The 22,898-nt window shown below is 60.6% G+C and carries 21 protein-coding genes; 5 read left to right on the top strand and 16 right to left on the bottom strand.

The annotated features are described in order from the left end of the window. Positions 1-26: 26 nt before the first annotated feature. From RGV06_RS08310 to RGV06_RS08285, 6 genes are all read right to left on the bottom strand, one after another. Positions 27-1,811, bottom strand: a complete 1,785-nt coding sequence (locus RGV06_RS08310; RefSeq protein WP_019823383.1) for an IlvD/Edd family dehydratase — start codon at positions 1,809-1,811, stop codon at positions 27-29. A 16-nt stretch (positions 1,812-1,827) separates the two neighbouring features. After that, on the bottom strand, positions 1,828-2,712 hold the full coding sequence (locus RGV06_RS08305; protein WP_046808559.1) for an NAD(P)-dependent oxidoreductase: 885 nt from the start codon (positions 2,710-2,712) through the stop codon (positions 1,828-1,830). After that, positions 2,709-4,079, bottom strand: a complete 1,371-nt coding sequence (locus RGV06_RS08300) for an MFS transporter (protein ID WP_198821012.1) — start codon at positions 4,077-4,079, stop codon at positions 2,709-2,711. Before RGV06_RS08300 ends, RGV06_RS08305 begins: the two co-directional genes overlap by 4 nt. Positions 4,080-4,230: 151 nt before the next feature. Continuing rightward, positions 4,231-5,205 (bottom strand): D-erythronate dehydrogenase, encoded by a 975-nt coding sequence (gene denD / locus RGV06_RS08295; protein ID WP_019823376.1) that lies wholly within the window; start codon positions 5,203-5,205, stop codon positions 4,231-4,233. Positions 5,206-5,243: 38 nt separating this feature from the next. Further along, positions 5,244-6,092: an ureidoglycolate lyase gene (locus tag RGV06_RS08290; RefSeq protein WP_322149799.1), complete on the bottom strand. Its 849-nt coding sequence runs from the start codon at positions 6,090-6,092 to the stop codon at positions 5,244-5,246. A gap of 97 nt (positions 6,093-6,189) precedes the next feature. After that, on the bottom strand, positions 6,190-6,930 hold the full coding sequence (locus tag RGV06_RS08285) for an SDR family oxidoreductase (RefSeq protein WP_046808558.1): 741 nt from the start codon (positions 6,928-6,930) through the stop codon (positions 6,190-6,192). 106 nt (positions 6,931-7,036) lie between these two features. On the opposite strand from RGV06_RS08285, the gene RGV06_RS08280 reads away from it, so the two are divergent. Together RGV06_RS08280 and RGV06_RS08275 are read left to right on the top strand one after the other, a co-directional pair. Continuing rightward, complete coding sequence (locus tag RGV06_RS08280; protein WP_019823372.1) at positions 7,037-7,993, top strand: LysR family transcriptional regulator; 957 nt, start codon at positions 7,037-7,039, stop codon at positions 7,991-7,993. A 116-nt stretch (positions 7,994-8,109) separates the two neighbouring features. Beyond that, positions 8,110-9,387 carry an MFS transporter gene (locus tag RGV06_RS08275; RefSeq protein WP_019823371.1) on the top strand — a complete coding sequence of 426 codons (1,278 nt, stop codon included), beginning with the start codon at positions 8,110-8,112 and terminating at the stop codon, positions 9,385-9,387. 157 nt (positions 9,388-9,544) lie between these two features. Here the strand turns inward: RGV06_RS08275 and RGV06_RS08270 are convergent, their stop codons facing one another. From RGV06_RS08270 to RGV06_RS08230, 9 genes are all read right to left on the bottom strand, one after another. Continuing rightward, positions 9,545-9,796, bottom strand: a complete 252-nt coding sequence (locus tag RGV06_RS08270; RefSeq protein ID WP_019823369.1) for a hypothetical protein — start codon at positions 9,794-9,796, stop codon at positions 9,545-9,547. Positions 9,797-9,890: 94 nt separating this feature from the next. After that, positions 9,891-11,213, bottom strand: a complete 1,323-nt coding sequence (locus RGV06_RS08265; protein WP_019823368.1) for an MFS transporter — start codon at positions 11,211-11,213, stop codon at positions 9,891-9,893. 40 nt (positions 11,214-11,253) lie between these two features. Next, complete coding sequence (gene fucP, locus RGV06_RS08260) at positions 11,254-12,489, bottom strand: L-fucose:H+ symporter permease (protein ID WP_322149795.1); 1,236 nt, start codon at positions 12,487-12,489, stop codon at positions 11,254-11,256. A 124-nt stretch (positions 12,490-12,613) separates the two neighbouring features. Beyond that, positions 12,614-12,943: an L-rhamnose mutarotase gene (locus RGV06_RS08255; RefSeq protein ID WP_019823365.1), complete on the bottom strand. Its 330-nt coding sequence runs from the start codon at positions 12,941-12,943 to the stop codon at positions 12,614-12,616. Beyond that, positions 12,940-13,716: an SDR family oxidoreductase gene (locus RGV06_RS08250; RefSeq protein ID WP_046808556.1), complete on the bottom strand. Its 777-nt coding sequence runs from the start codon at positions 13,714-13,716 to the stop codon at positions 12,940-12,942. Before RGV06_RS08250 ends, RGV06_RS08255 begins: the two co-directional genes overlap by 4 nt. Next, positions 13,713-14,576: an amidohydrolase family protein gene (locus RGV06_RS08245; protein WP_322149793.1), complete on the bottom strand. Its 864-nt coding sequence runs from the start codon at positions 14,574-14,576 to the stop codon at positions 13,713-13,715. The genes RGV06_RS08250 and RGV06_RS08245 overlap by 4 nt, the downstream gene beginning before the upstream one ends. A 23-nt stretch (positions 14,577-14,599) precedes the next feature. Next, complete coding sequence (locus RGV06_RS08240) at positions 14,600-15,877, bottom strand: L-fuconate dehydratase (RefSeq protein ID WP_322149792.1); 1,278 nt, start codon at positions 15,875-15,877, stop codon at positions 14,600-14,602. A gap of 14 nt (positions 15,878-15,891) precedes the next feature. Then, on the bottom strand, positions 15,892-16,740 hold the full coding sequence (locus tag RGV06_RS08235; RefSeq protein WP_019823359.1) for a fumarylacetoacetate hydrolase family protein: 849 nt from the start codon (positions 16,738-16,740) through the stop codon (positions 15,892-15,894). A gap of 158 nt (positions 16,741-16,898) precedes the next feature. Continuing rightward, positions 16,899-17,639: an SDR family oxidoreductase gene (locus tag RGV06_RS08230; RefSeq protein WP_019823358.1), complete on the bottom strand. Its 741-nt coding sequence runs from the start codon at positions 17,637-17,639 to the stop codon at positions 16,899-16,901. A 240-nt stretch (positions 17,640-17,879) separates the two neighbouring features. On the opposite strand from RGV06_RS08230, the gene RGV06_RS08225 reads away from it, so the two are divergent. Together RGV06_RS08225 and RGV06_RS08220 are read left to right on the top strand one after the other, a co-directional pair. Next, positions 17,880-18,641, top strand: coding sequence for a FadR/GntR family transcriptional regulator (locus tag RGV06_RS08225; RefSeq protein WP_019823357.1), 762 nt, complete (start codon positions 17,880-17,882; stop codon positions 18,639-18,641). Between the two features lie 120 nt (positions 18,642-18,761). Further along, on the top strand, positions 18,762-20,027 hold the full coding sequence (locus RGV06_RS08220) for an EAL domain-containing protein (protein WP_198821028.1): 1,266 nt from the start codon (positions 18,762-18,764) through the stop codon (positions 20,025-20,027). On the opposite strand, the gene RGV06_RS08215 is transcribed toward RGV06_RS08220, so the two are convergent. Then, positions 19,982-21,280, bottom strand: a complete 1,299-nt coding sequence (locus RGV06_RS08215) for a histidine-type phosphatase (RefSeq protein ID WP_046808552.1) — start codon at positions 21,278-21,280, stop codon at positions 19,982-19,984. The genes RGV06_RS08220 and RGV06_RS08215 overlap by 46 nt on opposite strands. A gap of 374 nt (positions 21,281-21,654) precedes the next feature. On the opposite strand from RGV06_RS08215, the gene RGV06_RS08210 reads away from it, so the two are divergent. Then, positions 21,655-22,896, top strand: a complete 1,242-nt coding sequence (locus tag RGV06_RS08210; protein ID WP_322151854.1) for a glutamine synthetase family protein — start codon at positions 21,655-21,657, stop codon at positions 22,894-22,896. Positions 22,897-22,898 lie beyond the last annotated feature (2 nt).

The following is a 22,898-nucleotide window of genomic DNA, read 5'->3' as shown; positions in this document are numbered from 1 at the left end:
TCCCACAAGTCATGTGTCTGTGGTTTCTAGTGAGAGTGGCGGGGCGGGCCGTTTTCCGGGATTACGCGCCAGTACAACGTTGCCGGTTCCAGGCAGCCGCCGGTGGACAACTGGCCGACCAGTTGGCGATACAGTTCCTGCCACGGTGTTTGCGACGGGGCCAGCGGCGGCAGCGGTTCCTGGCGACGCTCGTTGAGTACGGTTTCGTCCACCAGCAAATTGACGCTGCGCGCATTCAGGTCGACGCGCAGGCGATCTCCCGTGCGCAGCAGTGACAGGCCGCCACCTACGGCAGATTCCGGGGACATGTTGAGGATCGACGGGCTGGCCGACGTACCGCTTTGGCGGCCATCGCCCATGCACGGCAGTGAGTCGATCCCGGCCTTGATCAGGTTGGAAGGCGGGGCCATGTTCACCACCTCGCCACTGCCGGGGAAACCCACGGTGCCGCAGCCGCGAATCACCAGGATGCAGCGCTCATCGATATCCAGCGTCGGGTCGTTGATCCGTGCCTGATAGTCTTCGGGTCCCTCGAACACAATGGCCCGCGCTTCGAAGCTGTTGGGTTGCAACGGGTCGCTGAGGTAGGTCTTGCGGAAGGCTTCACCCACCACCGACATTTTCATGATGGCGCTGTCGAAGAAGTTGCCGCTGAGCACGATAAAACCGGCACGGTGCATCAGCGGGTCTTCGAAGGCGCGGATCACATCGCGATCGCCGGTGACGGTGTCGGCGACCACCTCGCCCATGGTGCGGCCACTCACCGTGAGGCAGTCGCGGTGCAGGAGGCCAACCTTGTCCAGTTCATGCATCACCGCCGGTACGCCGCCTGCACGGTGGAAACTTTCGCCCAGGTATTCGCCGGCCGGCATGCAGTTGACCAGCAGCGGCACGTCTTCGCCCACGCGCTGCCAATCTTCGAGCGACAGATCAATGCCGCTGTGGCGGGCTATGGCAATCAAGTGCGGCGGGCAGTTGGTGGACGCGCCCAGTGCCGAGGCCACGGCAATGGCGTTTTCGAATGCAGCATGGGTCATGATCTGCGATGGGCGTACGTCCTCGCGAACCAGATCGACAATCCGCATGCCGGTGGCATAGGCCATCTGCCCGCGTTCGCGGTACGGCGCCGGGATACTGGCGCAGCCGGGCAGCGACATACCCAGCGCTTCGGCCAGGGCGTTCATCGACAGGGCGGTGCCCATGGTGTTGCAGTGCCCAACCGAAGGCGAAGAGGCGGTGGTCAGGGTCATGAACCCTTCGTAATCGATCTCGCCTGCGCTGAGCAGATTGCGCGCATGCCACAACACTGTGCCGGAGCCGATGCGCTGGCCTTTGTGCCAACCGTCGAGCATCGGCCCACCGGACAATACAATGGAGGGCAGGTCAGTGGTGGCCGCCGCCATCAGGCACGCCGGGGTGGTTTTATCGCAGCCAGTGGTCAGCACCACACCGTCCAGCGGGTAGCCATGAAGCACTTCCACCAGACCTAGATAGGCGAGGTTGCGATCCAGCGCGGCGGTGGGCCGGCGTGACTGCTCGGCGATCGGGTGCACCGGGAATTCCATCGGAATGCCACCCGCGTCGCGAATGCCGTCCTTGACCCGCTTGGCCAGTTCGATGTGATGGCGGTTGCAGGGCGTCAGGTCGCTGCCGGTCTGGGCGATGCCGATAATGGGCCGCCCCGATTGCAGTTCGGCGCGGGTCAGGCCCTGGTTCATGTAGCGTTCAACGTACAGCGCGGTAAGGTCAGCGTGGCTTGGATCATCGAACCACAGCTGGCTGCGCAGGCGGCGTGGGGTTGAATCGGTCATGGCAGGCTCCAGCAAATTATTCGGGTAATGGGTTGTTACGGCGCAACTGACGGATCAGTCCGGCGTGGTCGAGTTCGCCATCTCCGGCCTCGACCATGGCTGCAAACAGACTGTCCACCAGGCTGCCCACGGGCAGGTTAAGGCCCAGCTTTTGCGCCTGAGCGAGGGCGGTTCGGGTGTCCTTGAGCTGCCACTTGGCAGGGCCGCCGGGAGTGAAGTCGTTGTTGAGCATGCGTTGACCGTGTTGACGCCAGATCGGCGAATCGACAAAGCCTCCCATCAGCGCTTCGTGGACTTTTGACGGGTCCGCGCCGCCGCGCTCGGCCAGCAGCAGGCCTTCGGCGACGGTGGCGATGGTGCTGGCGACGATCAACTGGTTGACCAGCTTGGACAGTTCGCCAGTGCCCGCCGGGCCTACGTGTACCGGGCGGCCCATGGCAGCCAGCACCTCGCGGCCCTGTTCGAAGGCCTCAGCTTCACCGCCGACCATGATCGCCAGGCTGGCTTCCCGCGCGCCGCGCTCGCCCCCCGACACCGGGGCGTCGAGGTAGCGCAGGCCGCGTTCGGCACACAACCGCGCTTGCTCGGCAGCGGTGTCGACGGGGATCGAACTCATCACAATCACCAGCGCACCCTGTGCCAAGGCCAGGGCCGCGCCGTTGTCGCCAAACAGAATCTCGTCGCAAGTCGGGCCATCGCTGAGCATGCAGATCAGCACTTGCGCGCCGTGTGCTGCTTGAGCCGGGGTCTGGAAAACCTCAGCACCTTGTGCCGAGAGTTCCTGCACCTTGGCCGGCGAACGGTTCCATGCCCGTACCGCAAAGCCTGCGTGCAGCAGGTTGCGGGCCATGGGCTGGCCCATGATCCCGGTTCCGATAAAGGCTACGGCAGGCAGGCTCATGCTTTGCCTCCAACAGCCGGGGCCATTTCTGCGCCAATCTGCGACACCTTGTTGCGTGGCATCAGCACCATGCCCAGGCCACCCAGGCCGACCAGCGCTGCAATCACCATAAAGCCCGGGGTGTAGCTGCCGGTTACGGTGAACAGATAGCCTGTCAGGTAAGGGCCGATAAAGCCGCTGAGGTTACCGATGGAGTTGATCAGGCCAATCCCCACGGCAGCGCCAACGCCGGTCAGCACTTGCCCCGGTACGGCCCAGAACACGTTGATTGCGCTGTACACACCCATCGCCAGAAGGATAAAGCCGACGACGATGATCCACGGCTGGTTGAGCCATAACGCGACGGCTATGGACACCGCCGCGAGCATGGCAGCGCCGCCCGCATGCCAGTGACGCTCTTGCAGACGATCAGAGCGACGGCTCCACCAGATCATCGCTACAGCGGCAACGGCGTAAGGGATGGCGGTGATCAGACCATTTTGCATCAGGCCGATTTCAAGCCCGAACGAGCCACGGAACGAGGCCAGTACGGTGGGCATGAAGAAGTTCATCGCGTTGGAGCCCGAGGTGATGCCGAAATACACCAATGCCAACAGCCATACCTGGCGGTTGCACAGAGCCTTGCGGATCATCTGGCCTTTGGTCGGTTGAATGCCCACCACCAGCGGTTTGTTGCGCTCTTCCTGGGCCAGGGTATTGATCAGCCAGTTACGCTGTTTGTCGGTCAGCCAGTGCGCGTCGGCCGGGTGGTCAGTGAGGTAGAAGTAGCACACCACACCGAGGATCACGGCCGGTACGGCCTCGACGATGTACATCAGGCGCCAGCCGACGAAGCCCCAGGCATCGCCCAGCTCCATCAGGCCTACCGACAACGGTGCGCCGATGATTTGTGCGATGGGTACGCCCAGGTAAAAGGTGGCGATCATGCGGGCGCGGTAACGGCTCGGGAACCACAGCGACAGCAGGTAAATCACCCCGGGGAAGAACCCGGCTTCGGCAATACCCAGCAGTACGCGCAGGGAAACGAAGTGTACGGGCGTCTGCAGAAAGCCCATGGCGCCTGCGATGATGCCCCAGGTCACCATGATCCGCGCAATCCAGACCCGGGCGCCGTAGCGGTGCAGCAGAATGTTGCTCGGCACTTCGAACATGAAGTAGCCGAGGAAGAAAATACCCGCGCCCAGGCCATAAATGGTCTGGCTGATGCCGATGTCTTCGTTCATCCGCAGTGCGGCGAACCCGACGTTGTTACGGTCCAGAAAGGCGACCACAAACAGCAGGATGAGAAAGGGGATCATGCGCTGGGTAACGCGCTTGATCGTCTGTTGTTCGATGTCGGAGACATCGGGAAGTGGCGTTGTGGTCATATCGCACGGCCTCAGTTTTTATTGTTGTGTGTAACGCGAGCTTTTTTGCTTTTTGTGGGAGCGGGCTTGCTCGCGATAAAGGCGACGCGGTGTCACTGAACAACCGCATCGATCCCGTCGCGAGCAAGCCCGCTCCCACAGAGGTGTGGGGTTATTTGGGGGCCGTATCCTCGATATGGGCCCGCACGATGGCGTCGAAGTCCGGGTCGGCGGTAAAGCCCAGGGCTCGGGCGCGTGGAGCCTGGACCTTGCTCGGCCAGCTTTCCACGATGCGCTGGATGGTAGCGTCCGGCTCCCAGCGAATCAGCTTTGTCACGTCCTCTCCTGCCACCCGTTGCAGCGCCGAGACCATGTCCGCCACGGTGGTGGTCACACCCGGCAGCGGGATGATGCGTTCGTTGCCCAGGGTTTGCGGTGACAGGGTCATGCCCAGCAGCATCGACTCAATAATCCGCCGCGGAGACGTGAGGTACACCTGGGTGTCCGGGCGCACCGGGCACACGGCAGGCAGACCCACCAGCGGCTCGCGAATGATCGAGCTGAAGAAGGTTGATGCGGCCTTGTTCGGCTTGCCGGGGCGCACAGCCACCGTTGGCAGGCGCAGCACGCGACCATCGACAAAACCCTTGCGGGCATAGTCAGCCACCAGCAGTTCGCCCACGGCTTTTTGCATGCCGTAGGAGGACTGCGGCGTGAGCACGGTATTGTCATCGACCACAGGCGGCAGCGCGCCACCAAATACGGCGAAGCCGCTGGCATACACAAAGCGCGGTGTGTTGCCCTGTTTGCGCAGGGTTTCGAGCAGCAGCATCAGGCCGTGCAGGTTGACCTGCATGCCGAGGTCGAAATCCGCCTCGGCGGCCGAACTGACCACTGCTGCCAGGTGCCAGACCAGATCCACGCCGTCAGTCACTCGGGCGATAACGTGCGGGTCAGCCACATCGCCGGTCACCAGTTCGATGCGCGGGTCATCGGGCAGGTCTTCCCCAGCAAAGGCGTCAAACAGCACGATGCGTTCAATGGCACGAGGCGCCTGGCCTTCGAGGGTCAGGGTGTTCAGGTCAAGCAGGCGCTGAGCCAGTTGCTTGCCGATAAAGCCGGTACCGCCGGTGATTAGAATTCTCATGTACAGCCCCTGTTTCTTATAGTTGTTTGAGCGGTGAATCAGTCGGCCTGCACGGTGCGCTGGCGCTGTTCGCCAAGGCCGCTGATGCCCAGGCGCATTTCCTGATCCGGGCGCAGATAGACCGGCGACGGCTTGACGCCCAGGCCCACACCCGGCGGCGTACCGGTGGAAATCACATCGCCCGGTTGCAGTGACATGCAGCGGCTCAGGTAGGCAATCAATGCCGGGATCTGGAACACCATGGTGCGGGTATTGCCGTTCTGGTAGCGCTGTCCGTCGACCTCAAGCCACAGGTCGAGCTGGTGTGGATCGGTGATTTCATCACGGGTCACCAGCCACGGGCCGAGGGGGCCGAAGGTGTCGAAGCCCTTGCCCTTGTCCCAGGTGCCGCCACGCTCCAGCTGCCATTCGCGTTCGGACACATCGTTGATCACGCAGTAACCGGCCACGTGTTCCAGTGCGTTGTGTTCGTCGATATTGCGTCCGCCCTTGCCGATCACCACGCCCAACTCGACTTCCCAGTCGGTCTTGGTCGAGTCGCGGGGGATTTCGACGTTATCGTTGGGGCCGCAGATGGCGCTGGTCCATTTACTGAACACCACCGGCTCCGACGGCACGGCCAGGCCGGATTCTGCGGCGTGGTCCGCATAGTTCAGACCGATGCAGATGAACTTGCCGACCTGGCCGACGCAGGCGCCGATTCGAGGCGAGCCGCTGACCAGAGGCAGGGTGGCGGGGTCGATTTTGCTGAGTGCGGCCAGGCTTTCGGGATTGAGCGCGGAGCCTGCGACATCAGCGATGTGCGCCGACACATCACGGATATTGCCTTGAGCATCCAGCAGACCGGGTTTTTCCTGACCTTTATCGCCGTAGCGCAGCAGTTTCATAAGCACTCCTATATTTAAATATGTTCTGTGGGAGCGAGCCTGCTCGCGAAACAGGCGCTGATGCCTTCGCGAGCAGGCTCGCTCCCACAGTCAGGTTTCAGTTGCTCATCCCGCCATCAATCACTTGGGTGGTGCCGGTGGTGTAGCTGCTGGCATCGCTGGCCAGGTACAACGCCAACTGGGCGATTTCTTCAGCGTGGCCGATGCGGCCCATGGGCTGGCGGTCAACAAAAGCTTGATACACCTCAGCTTCGGAACGTCCTTGCTCAAGTGCCTGCTGGGCGATGCGCTGGCGCAGCGACGGGGAGTCCACGGTGCCGGGGCAAATGGCGTTGCAGCGAATGCCCTGGCGCACGTAATCGGCGGCCACGGATTTGGTCAGGCCAATCACGGCGGCCTTGCTGGCGGTGTAGGCAAAACGGTTGGGCACGCCTTTAACGCTGGAGGCCACCGAGGCCATGTTGATGATCGAACCGCCCCCGTTGCTCAACATGCCCGGCAAGAAGGCACGGATCATCCGGTACATGGCCGTTACGTTGAGGTCGAATGAGAATTGCCAGGCCTGTTCGTCGCAGTCCAGCACAGCGCCGCTGTGCACATAACCTGCGCAGTTGAACAGCACGTCCACGTTGCCCACTTGCTGGCTGATAGCGTCAATGTCCGACGCACGGGTCACGTCCAGAGAGAGGGTTTGAATGCCGGGGATGTCGTGCAAGGCTTCGATATTCAGGTCGGTGGCGATGACCTGAGCGCCGGCATCCCGAAAAGCCAGTACCGATGCGCGGCCTATGCCTTGCGCTGCAGCGGTGATCAGAACGCGTTTATTGGCTAGGTTCATGACAAGTGTCCGTTGTTATTATTTGGCGCAACCACTGCACACTAATGTTGCTTTGCGATAATCGCCAATGAGATATTCTCAGGACTTAATAACCGGAGGTTATCGGATGGCGGATGTCGGGTTTAACCAGCTGTGCAACTGGCTGAGGTTTCGCCATTTGGTGCTGATCGACACCCTGGCGCGCACGCAAAACATGCATGCCACGGCACAGGAAATGAGCATCAGCCAGCCGGCTGTTAGCAAGATGCTGCGTGAAATCGAGCACCAGTTGGGCTTCGAAGTTTTCGCCCGCTTGCCGCGCAGCATGACGCTGACCGACCTGGGCACCCACGTGGCCCGGTTCGCCCAGATCGCGCTGAACGACACCGGCCAGTTTGTCAGCCAGATCAATCATCTGCGCCAGGGCGGACATGGCCTGCTGAAGGTCGGCACGATCTATGCCGCGACGGCTTTGGCCGTGCCCGCGGCAATTGTGCGGGTCAAGCAGCAGTGGCCATTGCTTACCGTGCAAGTGCTTGAAGGCACCAGCGCCAACATGCTGACCTTGCTCGAACACAAGGAGCTGGACCTGGTGGTGGCCCGGTTTACCCTCGACCGTCATCGTGAGTTGTTCGAGTTCCAGGCGCTGGCGCCGGAGCCGTTGTGTCTGGTCACCGGCAGTCAGCATCCCTTGGCTGGAGCCAGTGAAGTCCCCTTGGCTGAACTCGGCAGCTGGCCATGGGTGATCTACCCCACAGGCACACCGATGCGTGCGCGGGTAGAAAAAGCCTTTGTCGAAGCCGGCATGCAGACCCCGGAAAACACCGTCGAAACCGTGTCCCTGCAAACCACCATGCAACTGCTGCAAACAACCCCGGCGGTGGCGATGCTGGCTGAATCGATGGTCGAGCCAGAAATCCAGGCCGGACGCCTGACCCGTCTAGCCTTACCGTTTCCGCTGGTCTTGGCGGATTACGGCGTCATCACCCGGCGCAACGAAGAGCCGCAGTGGTCTGCAAAAGCTTTTATCGATGCGCTATTGAGCGGGCCCGATGCTCTGCGCGGTGCTCGCCAGACACCTTGATAACTCGCAGTTATTAACTGATCCAATCATGTGATTGGGCAGCGGCCGCATCGCCCTCTAAAGTGATCGACGCCCCACCTGCCGGGTAGGGGCGCAACCGCTCATGAGAGGCGCGAATGAGAACAATAAAAAGCTACAAGACGCTGACAATCTTCTTCCTGTTCCTGATTGGCGTGGTCAATTACCTCGACCGAAGTGCACTGTCCATCGCCAACACCACCATCCAGAAAGACCTTGCCATCAGCCCGATGCAAATGGGCGTGATGCTCTCTGCCTTTTCCGTGGCCTACGCCTTCTCCCAATTGCCCCTCGGTGCCCTGATCGACAAGCTGGGCAGCAAGTTGGCGCTGGGTGGATCGCTGGTGGTGTGGTCGGTGGCGCAAGCGGCTTTCGGGCTGTTCAGCAGCTACGGCCATCTGGTCGGGCTGAGGGTATTGCTGGGGATTGGCGAGGCACCGGTCTTTCCTTCGGCGGCCAAGGCCTTGTCGGAGTGGTTCGACACCCAGGAGCGGGGCACGGCAACCGGCTGGGTGTGGTCCTCGACCTGCATCGGGCCGTGCCTGGCGCCGCCTTTGTTGACCGTATTCATGGTGCATCTGGGCTGGCGCGGTATGTTCATCCTGACCGGTGTGATGGGCCTGTTATTGGCGGTGTGCTGGTTCAAGTTCTACAAAAGCAAAGCGCAATACATGGCCGAGACAGGCCGTGCAGAACCGGTGCCGGTGCAACAGGCCAAGGCACCGAAAGTGCGCTGGACCTCGTTGTTCAAGGATCGCAATACATGGGGGGCCTTTCTCGGGTTCATGGGCGTGATCTACATGATCTGGCTCAACCTCACCTGGCTGCCCGGCTACTTTGAACGCGAGCATGGCCTGGACCTGTATCGCACGGCCTGGGTGGTATCGCTGGCTTATCTGTTCGGCGCCCTGGGCACCATCGTCGCGGGCAAGTGCTGTGACCGTCTGGTGGCACGCGGCATGCGGGTACTGGCCAGCCGCAAACTGATGGTGATTCTGGGCCTGCTGGGCGGGGCGCTGTTTACCCTGATCGTGGCGTTTACCACCAACGTGGTGGCCTGCGTGATCCTGCTGTGCCTGACCATGTTCTTCATCAACATCTCCAGCGCCACGGCCTGGATGATCGTCAACACCATCGTGCCGTCGGAGCGTGTCGCTTCGTTTGGTTCGATCCAGAACTTTGGCGGTTATTTGGCGGGCTCCATTGCCCCGATCCTGACGGGGTTCAGCGTGCAGCAGAGCGGCTCGTTTTCTTCGGCATTCGTGATCAGTGCGGTGGTCGCTGCGTGTTCAGCCTTTGCCTACTTTGCGTTGCTCAAGGAGCCGGGCGGGAATGCATCGTCACCCCTGCAGCTTCGCGAGGCGCAGGCTTTGTAGCAGCTGACGAGCGGAGCGAGGCTGCGTCCGGCTGCGCAGCCGTCGTGAAACCTGAATTCCGTTTTCGCCTGACACAACGAGGCACCTGACTAACGACGGCTGCGCCGCCGGACGCAGCCTCGTTCCTTCGGCAGCTGCTACGGGAATGATGAGGCGCTTATAACCACGACTCGGTAATGCGTCGGTCCAGCTCTTCCCAGTCAGCCATGCCCAGCACCCGGGTGGTGTTCAGGCCGCGCAGGTAGCCGCGCAGTTGATGAGCGCTGGCGTGAATGTCGGCAGTGCGGGTGTTTTGGTTGTGCAGCGCCTCTTCATAAAGGCTCAGATATTCGTCCACCCGGTCGCGGTACTCGGGCAGTACCGCTTCTCGAATCAGGTCGAAGGTTCGCAGTTTTTGATTGGTATTCACGGGTCACCCTTTGTGAGATTACGGGCTGTTGTTTTGATTCCAACTGTTTCCCAATGTAGCTCACATGTGACCCGTGTTAATACCCGCTGCCCGGTCAGTGTGACGCGGGTGCTGTCACGGACGGTGAATCGACCTGTTTGCCTGGCTCATGTCCGGCTCTTGCGCTGCGAATCAACATCAGTGCGCCCAACAACGCCGTCCCGGCCAAAAAGTACATGCCCGCGTGCGGATTGTTGAAGTAGCCCTCGGCCCAGGTTTTGACCGTTGGTGCCAGGAACCCGCCCAGATTACCCAGCGCGCCAATCACGGCAATCCCGCTGGCAGCTGCCGCGCCCCCCAGAAAGCGGGTAGGCAGGGTCCAGAACAGCGGTTGCACAGTGATGAATCCGGCGGCCGCGATGCAGAACGCCAATATCACCAGCGGCAGGCTGCCACTTAATGTCGAGCCGACCATGCCCACTGCGGCCAAGGCCAGCATTAGCGCGGCGAAGCGGGTTTGCTGACCTTTGCGGTCGGCGTAGCGGGTCACGATATACAGCATGCACACGGTGGCAATCCACGGGATTGAAGTCAGTGCGCCAACCTTCAAGCCAATGCCGGTGCCCAGCAATTCGGCGATCCGCGTCGGCAGGTAAAACAGCACCCCATACACGCTGACCTGAATCGTGAAGTAGATCAGGGTGAAGTACAGCACCATCGGGTTGATCAGTGCCGCGCGCCACGACGAAGGCCCCTTGTTGGCCTTGAGCAGGTGTTCCTTTTCAAGCTCGTGCTCGATGGCTGCCTTTTCTTCACGGCTCAGCCACTTGGCATCCCGGGGCTTGTCGGTCAGATAAAAGAACGCAAACACGCCGATGATCGAAGCCGCCAGACCTTCAGTCACAAACATCCATTGCCAGCCGGTAAGGCCGAACTGCGCGGTTTCCAGCAACCAGCCCGACACCGGCCCGCCTACCATCAGCGACACCGGTACGCCAAAGTAGTAGATGCCATAGGCCGAGCCGCGCTGGTTCTGCGGGAACCAGTAGGTCAGGTACAGCACCACTCCCGGCGACAGGCCGGCTTCGGCCACGCCCAGCAAAAAACGCAGGATGTAAAAGCTGGTTTCGTCGTGGGCAAACATCATCGCCGCCGACACCAGGCCCCAGGTGACCATGATCCGGCTCAGCCAGATACGGGCACCGATCTTGTGCAGCATCAGGTTGCTCGGGACTTCAAATACCGCATAGCCGATAAAGAAAATCCCTGCGCCCAAGGCAAACGCCGCGTTGCTCAGGCCGGTGTCCGCCTGAAAGGCGTGTTTGGCAAAGCCGATGTTGGAACGGTCGATGATGGCCATCGCGAACATCAACGCGACAAAGGGCAGGATGCGCCAGCGGATTTTACTTAGCGCCTGTTGCAAAACGGGATTGGACATGAGGTGCTCCGGTTATTTTTTTTGTGGAGTACAACGACACTTAACGGGCTGGTTTGGCTTTGAGGGCGCCGCGGGCATAAGCCGCCACGATCACAAAGCAACCCATCGGTAACAGGTAGGCCACGGCCGTGGAGGAATGGTCGGCCACCAGGCCCATCACGTAGGGCAACAGTGCGCCGCCGACAATGGCCATGATCATGAACGAGCTGCCGCGCTTGGTATGCGGGCCGAGGTTTTTCACGCCCATGGCAAACAAGGTCGGAAACATGATCGACATGAAGAAGAACGTCGCCACCAGCGCCACCACCGACAGGCCTTCAATCCCCGTCACCACAACCGCGCACAGCCCGACGTTGATCAATGCGTAGATCAGCAGCAGACGCTGGGCGTTGACGCGGCCCATCAGCCAGGTGCTGAAGAACCGGCCGAACATGAAGCTGAGCATCGCCACCGAGAGCAGATACGCGGCCTGCTGGCTGCTCATCTGCGCCCAATGCTCGGTCACGTAGTTGATGAAAAACGCACCCACGCCGACTTGTGCGCCCACATAGAAGAACTGGGTGATGACGCCGGTGACGAACTCGCGGTGCTGCCACAGGGTTTTGTGGTCATGCTGGCCGGCTTGTACTTCCTGTTCGCGCAGATCAGGGAAGGGGGTGCGGGCGATCAGGATGGCCACCAGCAACACCAGTGCGGCAATTACCAGGTAGGTCATTTGCAGCGATTGCGTGGTGTCGGTGCTGTTGGCGCCACTGAAAAACAGTGCGCCGCCAATCAATGGTCCAAAAAACTGCCCCAGTCCGTTGAATGACTGTGCCAGGTTCAAGCGTCGTTCAGCACCGGCAGGCTCACCCAGCACCGTGGCATACGGGTTGGCGGCGGTTTCCAGGCAACCCAGGCCGCAGGCGATTACAAACAGGGCGAACAGAAAGAACTGAAAGCTCTGTGCGGCAGCGGCGGGCATGAACAGCAGGGCGCCCGTGGCGTAGAGGCACAAGCCCAGCAAAATGCCGGCCTTGTAGCCGTATCTGTCCATGATGAACCCGGCAGGCAGGGCAATCAGAAAGTACGCCCCGAAGTACGCGCTTTGCAGCAGGCCCGACTGGGCCTTGCTCACGTGCAGGGTTTCCTGAAAGTGTTTGTTCAGTACATCGAGCAGGCCATAGGACAGGCCCCACAGGAAGAACAGGCAGGTCACCAGAATCAGTGCCCAGCGATAGGACGTAACCGCCCGGGTAAAAGGTGGCTCTGCGACGTTCGAGTGCTTGAGTGACATGACGCATCTCCTTCTTATTGTTGTTGGCGACTTGCATGGATCTGGATCGATTTGTGGGAGCGAGCCTGCTCGCGAAGGCATCAAAGCCTGCTTCGCGAGCAGGCTCGCTCCCACAGGGTTACGGCTACAGGCTGAATATCGGGCTCATCGGCGCCCATTTTTCATGGGGCAAGGTCCAGGGTGTGGGCTGTTGAAAGCGCCACATCAGCGCTTCCCATTCCTGCACCTTGGGGTCGCTGGCGCTGGCACGCTCAAAACCCTCGGCGCTGAAGCCGGGGGCGGTGTCCATGACCATGAACAGCCGCGTCCCCAAGCGCCAGATCTGCATGTCCAGCACCCCGTGCTGGCGCAGGTGGGCGCTGATCTGCGGCCAGATGTGTTGGTGCAAGCGCTCGTACTCGGCGATCAATACCGGATCGTCCTTGAGGTCCAGCGCCAGGCACTGGCGGGTCATGTCAGCGCCCGGTCCAGGTGGGTGTAGCCACCATCGACCACCAGCCATTGCCCGGTGGTGTGAGAGGCGCGGGAGGACAACAGAAACAGCACGCTGTCGGCGATTTCCGAGGCCGTGGTCATGCGTTGGCCGAAAGGGATTTTTTCGACGATGCTCGAAAGCTTGGCTTTCGGGTCTGCAAAGGTGTCGATCCAGCGCTCATACAGCGGGGTCATGACTTCTGCCGGGATCACTGCGTTAACCCGGATCCCGTCCTCTAGCAATGAGGTGGCCCATTCGCGCGTCAGGGACAGTTGCGCGCCTTTGGCAGCGGTATAACCGCTGGTGCCGCCTTGGCCGGTGAGGGCTGTTTTGGAGCTGATATTGACGATGGAGCCGCGAGTGGCCTTGAGCGCGTCCACGCACAGGTGGGTCATCACGTAGTAATGGATCAGGTTTTTTTCCAGGGACTCGACGAAGGCCGAGCGCCCGGCCTCAAGGCCTACGCTGTCGTTGACTCCGGCGTTGTTGACCAGCCCGTCGATGCGTCCAAAGCGTTGCAGTACAGTGGCGACCGCTGCCCGGCAGGCGTCTTCGTCACGCAGTTCGACCTGGATAAACAGGCTCTGCGAGCCGCGCTGGTCCAGTTGCCGTGCCAGCTCATCGGACAGCGGGCTGTGGCCGAAAATCACCGGGATCGCGCCTTCGTCAGCCAGCCCCAGAGAGATGGCTGCGCCAATCCCCGAACCGCCGCCAGTGACGATAAAGACCTTGTCTTGCAGGTACAAATTCATGGAGTCGCTCCCTCAATGGTGTAGACGCGGCACGCCGTACCGCCCCAGATAGCCGCGTGTTGCGACGTGCTGAGGCTGGACGACAGGCTGTCGAGCAAAGTGCAGGTGGCTGTGTAGTCGCTGGCCAACAGGCACACCGGCCAGTCGGAGCCAAACATCAGACGATCGGCGCCGAACAGTTCCAGTGCGGTGTGCAAATAAGGCGTCAGTTGGGCGCTGTGCCAATGCTGCCAATGGGCTTCGGTGATCAACCCCGACAACTTGCAACTGACATGGGGCAGGGCGGCCAACGGCGCGAGCTGTTTGGCCCAGGCGGTTAAATCACCGGCTTGCACATCGGGCTTTCCCAGGTGATCGAGCACCAGATGATGCTGGTCATGCTGCTGGCACAGTTTGGTGACCGCCCCCAAATCTCTTGCCTTGACCAGCACTTCATAGACCAGTCCCTGGCGCTGCAACGTTGTGAGGCCGCGCTGAAATTTATGGCTTAGCATGAAGTCACCGGGTGAAGGTTCGTCCTGCAACTGATGACGAAAGCCACGCAAAACCGGATTTTGCCCCCAGCGTTCCAGCGACTGTTCAAGATCGCTGGCGCACAGGTCGACCCAACCCACCACGGCGCGAATCCACGGGTAACGTTCAGCCAGCAGCAATAACGCATCGGTTTCACTGGCGCAGGCCCGGGCCTGCACGGCGATGCAGCCGTCAAGACCGGCCGCATCAAGCAAGGGCCGCAAGCCATCGGGTTGAAAGTCCCGGCGCAAGCCGCTCATGTCGGGACCTATCCAGGGATAGTCCGTGGCGTCATAGCGCCAGAAGTGCTGGTGTGCATCGAGTCGCAGTGAGTGTGAGGACGACATTATTATTGTGCTCCGCCCTTGGTTCAGCCCCGGTACCGATACTGCTCGCGGGACGCTGCTTTCATCTGGATCGAAAAGCCCGGCGCCTGTGGGGGCATATAGGCCGCATTGCGAATCACGCACGGGTCTTCAAAATGCTCGTGCAGGTGGTCGACAAACTCCACCACCCGGCCTTCGTGAGTCCCGGCGATGCACAGGTAATCGATCATCGACAGGTGCTGCACGTACTCGCACAAGCCAACACCGCCGGCATGCGGGCATACCGGCAAGTTGTACTTGGCTGCCATCAGCATCACGGCCAGCACTTCGTTGACCCCGCCGAGACGGCAGGCATCGATCTGCACCACATCAATGGCTTCGCGCATGATCAGTTGCTTGAACACGATACGGTTCTGGCACATCTCGCCGGTTGCGACCTTGACCGGGGCGACGTCCAGACGGATTTTGCGATGACCTTCCACGTCGTCCGGGCTGGTGGGTTCTTCGATAAACCACGGGTTGGCAAACGACAGCTCGCGCACCCAGTCAATGGCGGCGTCGACTTCCCATACCTGATTGGCGTCGATCATCAATTGGCGATCCGGCCCCAGCACCTCGCGGGCGATGCGCACGCGGCGGATGTCGTCTTGCAGGTCGTGGCCGACTTTCAGTTTGACGTGGGAGAAACCTGCATCCACCGCTTCCTGGCAAAGCCTGCGCAGTTTGTCATCGGCATAACCGAGCCATCCGGCCGAGGTGGTGTAGCAGGGGTAACCGTCAGCTTCCAGTGAAGCCAGGCGCTCGGCCTTGCCCTGGGCGCGTTCGCGCAGCAAGGTCAAAGCTTGTGCCGGCGTGATGCAGTCGGTGATGTAGCGAAAATCAATGCAACGCACCAGTTCTTCGGGGCTCATGTCGGCCACCAGGCGCCACACGGGTTTGCCTTCTGCCTTGGCCCACAAGTCCCAGGCCGCGTTGACCACTGCACCGGTAGCCAGGTGAATGGCGCCCTTGTCCGGGCCGATCCAGCGCAGTTGGCTATCGCTGGTCACGTGGCGCCAGAAGCGGCCCATGTCTTCGGCGATCCATTGCAGTTTCAAACCCACCAGCAAGCTGGACAGCGCCTTGATCGAGGCGCAGCAAATCTCGTTGCCGCGGCCGATGGTAAAGGTCAGGCCGTGACCTTCAAGGCCCGGGGTGTCGGTTTCAAGAATGACATAGGCGGCTGAGTAATCCGGGTCCGGATTCATCGCATCCGAACCATCCAGGGATTGCGAAGTGGGGAAGCGAATGTCTTCAACCCGTACGGCGGTAATCGTGGTCATGGTTCAACTCCCTGTCAGTCGGCGTTCACGGTGCGTTGTTGTTGTTCACCCAGGCCGCTGATGCCCAGACGCATGGTCTGGCCGGCGCGCAGGTACACGGGTTCGGGCTTGATGCCCAGACCGACGCCCGGCGGCGTGCCGGTGGAAATCACGTCGCCCGGTTGCAGGCTCATGAACTGGCTGAGGTAACTGACGATTTTCGGGATCTGGAAAATCATCGTTCGCGTGTTGCCGTTCTGGTAGCGCTTGCCGTCTACTTCCAGCCACAGGTCGAGTTGGTGCGGGTCGGCGATTTCATCGCGGGTCACCAGCCACGGGCCAAGCGGGCCGAAGGTGTCGCAGCCTTTGCCTTTGTCCCAGGTGCCGCCCAGCTCGAGCTGGAACTCGCGCTCGGAGACGTCGTTGATCACGCAATAACCGGCCACGTGCTCAAGGGCATCACTTTCGCTGATGTAACGACCGCCCTTGCCGATGACCACGCCCAGTTCGACTTCCCAGTCGGTTTTGCGCGAGTTTCGCGGGATTTCTACGTTGTCGTTGGGGCCGACAATGGCGCTGGTCCATTTGCTGAACACCACAGGCTCGGCGGGGATGGCGGCGCCGGTTTCGGCAGCATGGTCGGCGTAGTTGAGGCCGATGCAGATGAACTTGCCGACCTGGCCGACGCAGGCACCGATACGTGGCGAGCCTTCAACCAGTGGCAGGGTCGACGGGTCGATATCTTGCAAGCGGGCAATGCTTTGCGGGCTCAGGGTTTCGCCTGCGATATCCGTGACCACTGCGGACAAGTCGCGCAGTTGACCGTTGTTATCGAGCAGAGCAGGGCGTTCCTGGCCTTTGTCACCGTAGCGCAGCAGTTTCATAAACAATCCTTTTTGGAAGGGGCAGGGCCCTGTGGGAGCTGGCTTGTTGTGGGAGCGGGCTTGCTCGCGATGGCATCAGCGCGATTATCCTGATACACCGCAGCGATCCAATCGCGAGCAAGCCCGCTCCCACAAGAGCAAAGTCAAAAGCGATGGAGTCAGTTACTCCAGCCGCCATCAATGATTTGTGCTGTGCCGGTGGTAAAGCCGCTGGCACTGGAACCGAGGTAGAGCGCCAGCTGGGCGATTTCTTCGGCGGTGCCGATGCGGCCCATGGGTTGGCGAGCGGCAAAGGCGGCGTACACCTCGTCGGTGCTGCGGCCTTCACGCTCGGCTTGTTCGCTGATGCGCTGGCGCAGGGAAGGGGAGTCGACGGTGCCGGGGCAGATGGCATTGCAGCGAATGTTCTGGCTTACAAAATCAGCCGCCACCGAACGGGTCAGGCCAATGACCGCGCCTTTGCTGGCGCAGTAGGCAAAGCGGTTGGGCACACCTTTAACGCTGGAGGCCACCGACGCCATATTGATGATCGAGCCGCCACCGTTGCTCAGCATGCCCGGCAAGAAGGCGCGGATCATGCGGTACATGGCGGTCACGTTGAGGTCCAGGGCGAAGCTCCAGTCCTGTTCGCTGCATTCCAGAATGTTGCCGCTGTGCACAACGCCAGCGCAGTTGAACAGCACATCCAGCGGGCCAAGTTCCTTGGCCAGGCGCTCGATTGCAGCGGCATCGGTAACGTCCAGAATATGTGTGTGCGCGCCTTCAAGGGTGTTGAGGGCTGCGGCATTGATGTCGGCGGCGAAGACTTCGGCGCCAGCGGCGAGGTATGCCTGGACACTGGCCTGGCCAATGCCCTGAGCGGCCGCAGTGATCAGCACGCGTTTGCCGGAAAGATCCATGGGTGCTCCATTACGTTTTTTTGTTTTTGTCGTAAATGGCCTAATGGTCAGGCCATTGTGGGCGTAGCAAATGGCAAAACGACTCAAGTGCAGGGATAAGGTTTGCTATGATCGCTTTACGTTATCCATCCAATGGTCAGGCCATTGGTCCTTTTGTAGCATGCACCTCAAGCTTCAACAAGCGTCTTTTTTTGCCAAAAGTGCTCGTCGAAGGCTGTCCATTCCAGAGCTTATTTCCTGATGCCATTTCAAGTTATTGATAATCAAAGACTTTATCGGCAAATCGCTGATCAACTACGTGCCTTGATCGACAGCGGTGAATTCCCGCCGGGCAGCCGTTTGCCGGCCGAGCGCGAACTGGCCAAGTTGCTGGGTGTGAGTCGCGCCTCGGTGCGCGAGGCGATGATTGCCCTGGAAGTCATCGGTCTGGTGGATGTGCGCGTGGGTAACGGGGTTCTGGTCTGTGAGCCGCCGGTGCAAGCGGTGTCCGACGAACCAGTGATGGCCCAGGCCACGCGAAATCAGTGGAAAGAGCTGGACCCTGAGTTGGGCATCGAAGTTGATTTCAGCGCTGAGATCCCGCCGTTCGCCTTGCTTCAGGCTCGGCGCCTGATCGAGCCCGAGGCCGCGGCACTGGCAGCGGTGAATGCCAGTGACGAAGAATTGGCGGGTATTCGTGAGGCGTTCGAGCGCAACGTGCAGGACAACCGCAACGACTCCCATACCCACCCGGGCGACCGCCTGTTCCATATCCGCATTGCCCAGGCTTCGGATAACCCGGCCTATGCGCTGATGATCCAGCATTTGCTGGGTCATCGTTACGGCAGCATGTTCCAGCGTTTGCAAAGTCACTACACCCCGGATGACATGATTCATCGTTCGGAAAATGAACACCGTCGAGTGCTGCAAGCACTGGAGCAGCACGACCCGGCCGCTGCACGTCAGGCAATGGCCGAGCATCTGGATGAAGTGATCCGCATCTTCAGCCGGAGCGCTCGCTGATCCTCAATGGACGCTCGGCAGGATTGGGATAATTCCTACATTTACAGGGATGTTTCCTAGGTAAATACCTTGCCGTTCCCGAGACAATTGACCTACACCGTTCACGATGGGTCGATCTCAATGCCTGGCAACTCCCTGCGTATCCTGATTCTTGAAGATGACCGCTTTCAGCGTGCCGTGGCGGTGAGCCTGTTTCGTTCGCTGGGCTGTCATCAGGTGTTTGAGGCCGCTGACGGTGGCCAAGCGCTGGCGGTACTTGAGCAGGTGGGGGCGGTGGATATCGCCGTCTGCGATTTGCAGATGGAGGGTATGGACGGGCTAGCGTTCATGCGTCGGGTGGGGCTGTCGGGGCAGGTAAAATCCATCATCATCAGCAGCGCCCTGTCGGCTGACTTGCGCCGGGCGGCGCATCAGATCATTGCCCTTTTGGGGCTGGAGTTGCTGGGTGATGTCGGCAAGCCGTTGCACGCGGACGTGCTCGGGCCTTTGCTGGCAAGGTATCAGGGCGCCTGCACCCCCGAGAAAATGCCGGGCAGTGTTGTGCAACTGGCCTGTGAAGACGAGGTTCGCCAAGCCCTGGCCTTGCAGCAATTGCAGGCCTGGTATCAGCCCAAGTTCAACCTGCAGACCGGCGAGGTGTGTGGCGCCGAGGTGCTGTGTCGCTGGCTGCATCCGAGTAAAGGGGTGTTGCCCCCGGCTGTGTTCATCCCGGTGCTGGAGCGTTGCGGGTTGATGGATGAGTTGTTGTTTGCCCAACTGAATCAAGCGTTGAGCCTGCAAGAGCAGGCCAGAATTCAGGGATTTGCCCTGAATATGGCCTTCAACCTGCAAACGGCTCAACTGGCCAATACTCAGCTGACTTATACCCTCAAGGGGATTCTGGCTCGCCATGTGACGCCAGGCTCCCGGCTGACCTTCGAGCTGACAGAAAGCGGACTGCTGCAAGCTCCGGCTGCCAGCCTGGAGAATCTGGTGCGCCTGCGAATGATGGGCTGCCGGTTATCGATCGACGACTTTGGTGCCGGGTTCTCCTCGTTGCAACGGCTGTGTCAGTTGCCGTTCAACGAGATCAAGCTCGACGCCGAGTTTGTCCGTCACCTGGAGCATGAGCCCCGTTGCGAAGCCGTGATCAGCAACACCCTGGCCCTGGGTAAAACCCTGGGCATGTCGGTGGTCATCGAGGGGGTTGAAACCGAGGCCCAGTTTCAACGCTTGCTGGCAATGGGCTGCGTTGAAGGGCAGGGCTACTGGTTTGCACGCCCCATGAGCGGACAGGACTTGCTGCACTGGTTGCAGCGACGTGAAACCGGTCCTGGCGCTGATGGTTCAACCGTGGCTGATCACTCGAAGGAGTACGGTGTCAGTGCTGTCGGGTCGATGTTCTGATCGACGGTGGCCATCGCACCTTTGAGCGGGCAGAGCAGGCCGACGCTGGTGTTACGGCAGTCCTTGGCACTGTTGAAATCAGTCTTGAGCGGTTTTTGGCCTGCGGTCAGTTGGGTCAGGTTGCGGATCTGATCCATCGACTGTGCCTCAAACGCAATACGCAGAAAGAACTCGCCGGTTTTGACTTCCTTGTAGCGCTCAAACTGCAGCGTACCCACGGGCGGGATATTGTTCTCGATGTAGTCACCTTGCTTCCAGCCGAAGCCGAGCATGGTGCGCAGGTAAGAAATATTGGTGTCGTGGGCCACCAGCAGCATCAGCGGGACATCGGGCGGGATGCTTTGCGCGTCTTTTGGCGCCAGTGGGGTGCCTTGCTTGAGTTGCAGCGAGATCTGGTTCATCAGCTCGGACGCACCGCGGCTGGCGATGTAGGGGATGTCGTTGAGGTAATCGTATTTGGCTTTGGTCAGCACCATCAGGCTCGACACTTCGGCTGCGGTGCGACCATTGCCGAACGCGACTTTATCCACCGGCAAGCCCTGGCTGTATTCCAGACGGAACACTTCACCCATGTTGGCGCCCGCGCTCAGGCCCTTGATCGCGAAGCGGCCCTTGGCGTTTTGTTCAAGGGTCCAGGCTTGTTTGCCATAGGGGCAGTCGGCCGCGGGCAGGCAGGCGATTTCTCTGAGTTTTTCTTCAAAGGGTTTGTAACGGGCCTGAGCGGCCTCGACGCTGCCACCCAGGGCTTTGAGAATGTCGGCTTTGGCTTTCACTGGGTCGAGGGCGGCAAAGGGCATTTCATTGGCCTGGAACAAGGCGTCCTGGTCGCCGCTGACATAGGTCGGTTGCAGGCCGCAGCCCGGGAACATGCCGTCGAGCAAGGCTTGCGCGGTGGCCTTGGTGCGCTGCAGGGGGCTGGCGTGTACCAGTAACTGGCTGGCATCCGGGCAACCCTTGGGGATCAGCCCGGCGGTGCGCAGTACTTCGCCACGGTAGCGTCCCAATTCGACAGCACCGGTGTAGCCATGGCCGGTCAAGTTGCCGAAGGGCACCAGCCAGGTCGGCCATTGGCGTTGGGTGACGGCGGTGAGCAGTTTTTCATTGGACTTGGTAGGAGGACGCACGCCATGACGGCTGACTTGCACGACTTTATCCAGCGCATAACCATCGCTTGTGGGGGTTTGGGCCAAGGCCGCAGGGCTGAGCATGCTGGCCAGTAGCAGACCGGTATAAAGAGGGAGCAGCGTCTTCATCGTTCTTCCTTTTGGTCTTCCTGACACGGTGGGCAAAGAGCTTAGACAGTTATCGGGTAAACACCGCACAACCTGGCGTATCGGCTCTGTGGGAGCGGGCTTGCTCGCGATAGTATCGACGCGGTTTACCTGGTGGACCGCGCCGCCTGAATCGCGAGCAAGCCCGCTCCCACAATGCCAATACGGTCCATCATCAGCGACTACACAAACCTGGAACAGGTGCGTATTTTGTACACATTGCCCTCAGTGGCCTGCACAGCAAGGAAAGTGTCATGACGAGCGACGGCCAGGGCTCACTCGCACAGCGATTGGCGGGTATCGATGAGGTTGAATGCGTCACTCCCGATCTCAATGGCGTACCGCGCGGCAAGGTGATGACTGCGGCGGGCTTTCTCGAAGGCCGGCGCTTGCAGATGGCTCGTGGCGTGCTGTTGCAATGCATCATGGGTGGCTACCCGGAGTCGCGCTTCTACGGCAGCGATGATGGGGATCTGGCATTGGTGCCAGACCCGGCCCAACTCCATCGCCTGCCCTGGAGCCAACAACCCAGAGCCCTGGTCATTTGTGACGCCGATGAATTCAGCGGTGAAAGCTCGCGGTTGTCGACGCGTGGTCAGTTGAAGGCGGTTATCGCTCGCTACGCGGCCCGTGGTCTGGCGCCGGTGGTAGCCACCGAGCTTGAGTTCTTTGTGTTTGCGCCCAACCCCGATCCGACTCAGCCGTTCCGCCCGCCTGTGGGGCTGGATGGTCGTCGCGAAGATGGCTTTTCGGCGTTCAGCATCAGCTCCAATAACGGTTTGCGGCCTTTTTTCAGCGAAGTCTACGAGTGCATGGCGGCACTGGGTTTGCCGCGCGATACCTTTATGCACGAGATGGGTGTCAGTCAGTTTGAAATAAACTTGCTGCATGGTGATCCCCTGTTGCTCGCCGACCAGACTTTTCTGTTCAAGCACTTGCTCAAGGAAGTTGCCCTCAAGCATGGCCTGACCGTTGTGTGTATGGCCAAGCCACTGGCACACACCGCTGGCAGCTCGATGCACATCCACCAGAGCGTTGTGGAGCTGTGCAGCGGTCGCAACGTATTCAGTGACGAGGAGGGGCAGCCGACAGCCACCTTTTGCCACTTTATCGGCGGCCAGCAGGCGGGGATGGCTGACTTTACGGCGTTGTTTGCCCCGAACGTCAACTCCTATCAGCGTTTGTTTCACCCCTATGCGTCGCCGAACAATGCGTGCTGGTCCCACGACAACCGTGCCGCAGGCCTGCGCATTCCGGCCAGCTCGCCGGTGGCGCGGCGGGTCGAAAACCGTTTGCCGGGCGCCGACGCCAATCCGTATCTGGCCATTGCCGCCAGCCTGGCGGCAGGGTTATATGGCATTGAGCATGAGCTGGAACCGAGCGCCGCGATTCAGGGTGAGTTCGAAGTGCCCCAGGCGCTGTCATTGCCCTGTACCTTGCATGCAGCCCTTGATCGCCTCAAGCGCAGTCAATTGGCGATTGAACTGTTCGGCACTGAGTTCATCGAAGGTTACGTTGCGTCCAAGACGCTGGAACTTACCAGCTTCCATGACGAAATAACTCCCTGGGAACGTCGCGTTCTGGCGGCTCAGGCTTAAGC

The organism is Pseudomonas sp. CCI3.1, from assembly GCF_034313985.1.
Classification (GTDB): Bacteria; Pseudomonadota; Gammaproteobacteria; order Pseudomonadales; family Pseudomonadaceae; genus Aquipseudomonas; species Aquipseudomonas psychrophila.
This window is presented reverse-complemented; position numbering and strand designations above follow the sequence as displayed.

Excerpts from the sequence above, each read along its gene's own strand:
- RGV06_RS08275 (WP_019823371.1), top strand. The coding sequence starts at position 8,110 with ATGAGAACAATAAAAAGCTACAAGACGCTGACAATCTTCTTCCTGTTC.
- RGV06_RS08255 (WP_019823365.1), bottom strand. The coding sequence starts at position 12,943 with ATGACCCGCCAGTGCCTGGCGCTGGACCTCAAGGACGATCCGGTATTG.
- RGV06_RS08285 (WP_046808558.1), bottom strand. The coding sequence starts at position 6,930 with ATGAACCTAGCCAATAAACGCGTTCTGATCACCGCTGCAGCGCAAGGC.
- RGV06_RS08235 (WP_019823359.1), bottom strand. The coding sequence starts at position 16,740 with ATGAAACTGCTGCGCTACGGTGACAAAGGCCAGGAACGCCCTGCTCTG.
- denD (WP_019823376.1), bottom strand. The coding sequence starts at position 5,205 with ATGAGAATTCTAATCACCGGCGGTACCGGCTTTATCGGCAAGCAACTG.
- RGV06_RS08280 (WP_019823372.1), top strand. The coding sequence starts at position 7,037 with ATGGCGGATGTCGGGTTTAACCAGCTGTGCAACTGGCTGAGGTTTCGC.
- RGV06_RS08290 (WP_322149799.1), bottom strand. The coding sequence starts at position 6,092 with ATGAAACTGCTGCGCTACGGCGATAAAGGTCAGGAAAAACCCGGTCTG.
- fucP (WP_322149795.1), bottom strand. The coding sequence starts at position 12,489 with ATGTCACTCAAGCACTCGAACGTCGCAGAGCCACCTTTTACCCGGGCG.
- RGV06_RS08250 (WP_046808556.1), bottom strand. The coding sequence starts at position 13,716 with ATGAATTTGTACCTGCAAGACAAGGTCTTTATCGTCACTGGCGGCGGT.
- RGV06_RS08220 (WP_198821028.1), top strand. The coding sequence starts at position 18,762 with ATGCCTGGCAACTCCCTGCGTATCCTGATTCTTGAAGATGACCGCTTT.
- RGV06_RS08245 (WP_322149793.1), bottom strand. The coding sequence starts at position 14,576 with ATGTCGTCCTCACACTCACTGCGACTCGATGCACACCAGCACTTCTGG.
- RGV06_RS08230 (WP_019823358.1), bottom strand. The coding sequence starts at position 17,639 with ATGGATCTTTCCGGCAAACGCGTGCTGATCACTGCGGCCGCTCAGGGC.
- RGV06_RS08310 (WP_019823383.1), bottom strand. The coding sequence starts at position 1,811 with ATGACCGATTCAACCCCACGCCGCCTGCGCAGCCAGCTGTGGTTCGAT.
- RGV06_RS08265 (WP_019823368.1), bottom strand. The coding sequence starts at position 11,213 with ATGTCCAATCCCGTTTTGCAACAGGCGCTAAGTAAAATCCGCTGGCGC.
- RGV06_RS08305 (WP_046808559.1), bottom strand. The coding sequence starts at position 2,712 with ATGAGCCTGCCTGCCGTAGCCTTTATCGGAACCGGGATCATGGGCCAG.
- RGV06_RS08300 (WP_198821012.1), bottom strand. The coding sequence starts at position 4,079 with ATGACCACAACGCCACTTCCCGATGTCTCCGACATCGAACAACAGACG.
- RGV06_RS08225 (WP_019823357.1), top strand. The coding sequence starts at position 17,880 with ATGCCATTTCAAGTTATTGATAATCAAAGACTTTATCGGCAAATCGCT.
- RGV06_RS08240 (WP_322149792.1), bottom strand. The coding sequence starts at position 15,877 with ATGACCACGATTACCGCCGTACGGGTTGAAGACATTCGCTTCCCCACT.
- RGV06_RS08215 (WP_046808552.1), bottom strand. The coding sequence starts at position 21,280 with ATGAAGACGCTGCTCCCTCTTTATACCGGTCTGCTACTGGCCAGCATG.
- RGV06_RS08210 (WP_322151854.1), top strand. The coding sequence starts at position 21,655 with ATGACTGCGGCGGGCTTTCTCGAAGGCCGGCGCTTGCAGATGGCTCGT.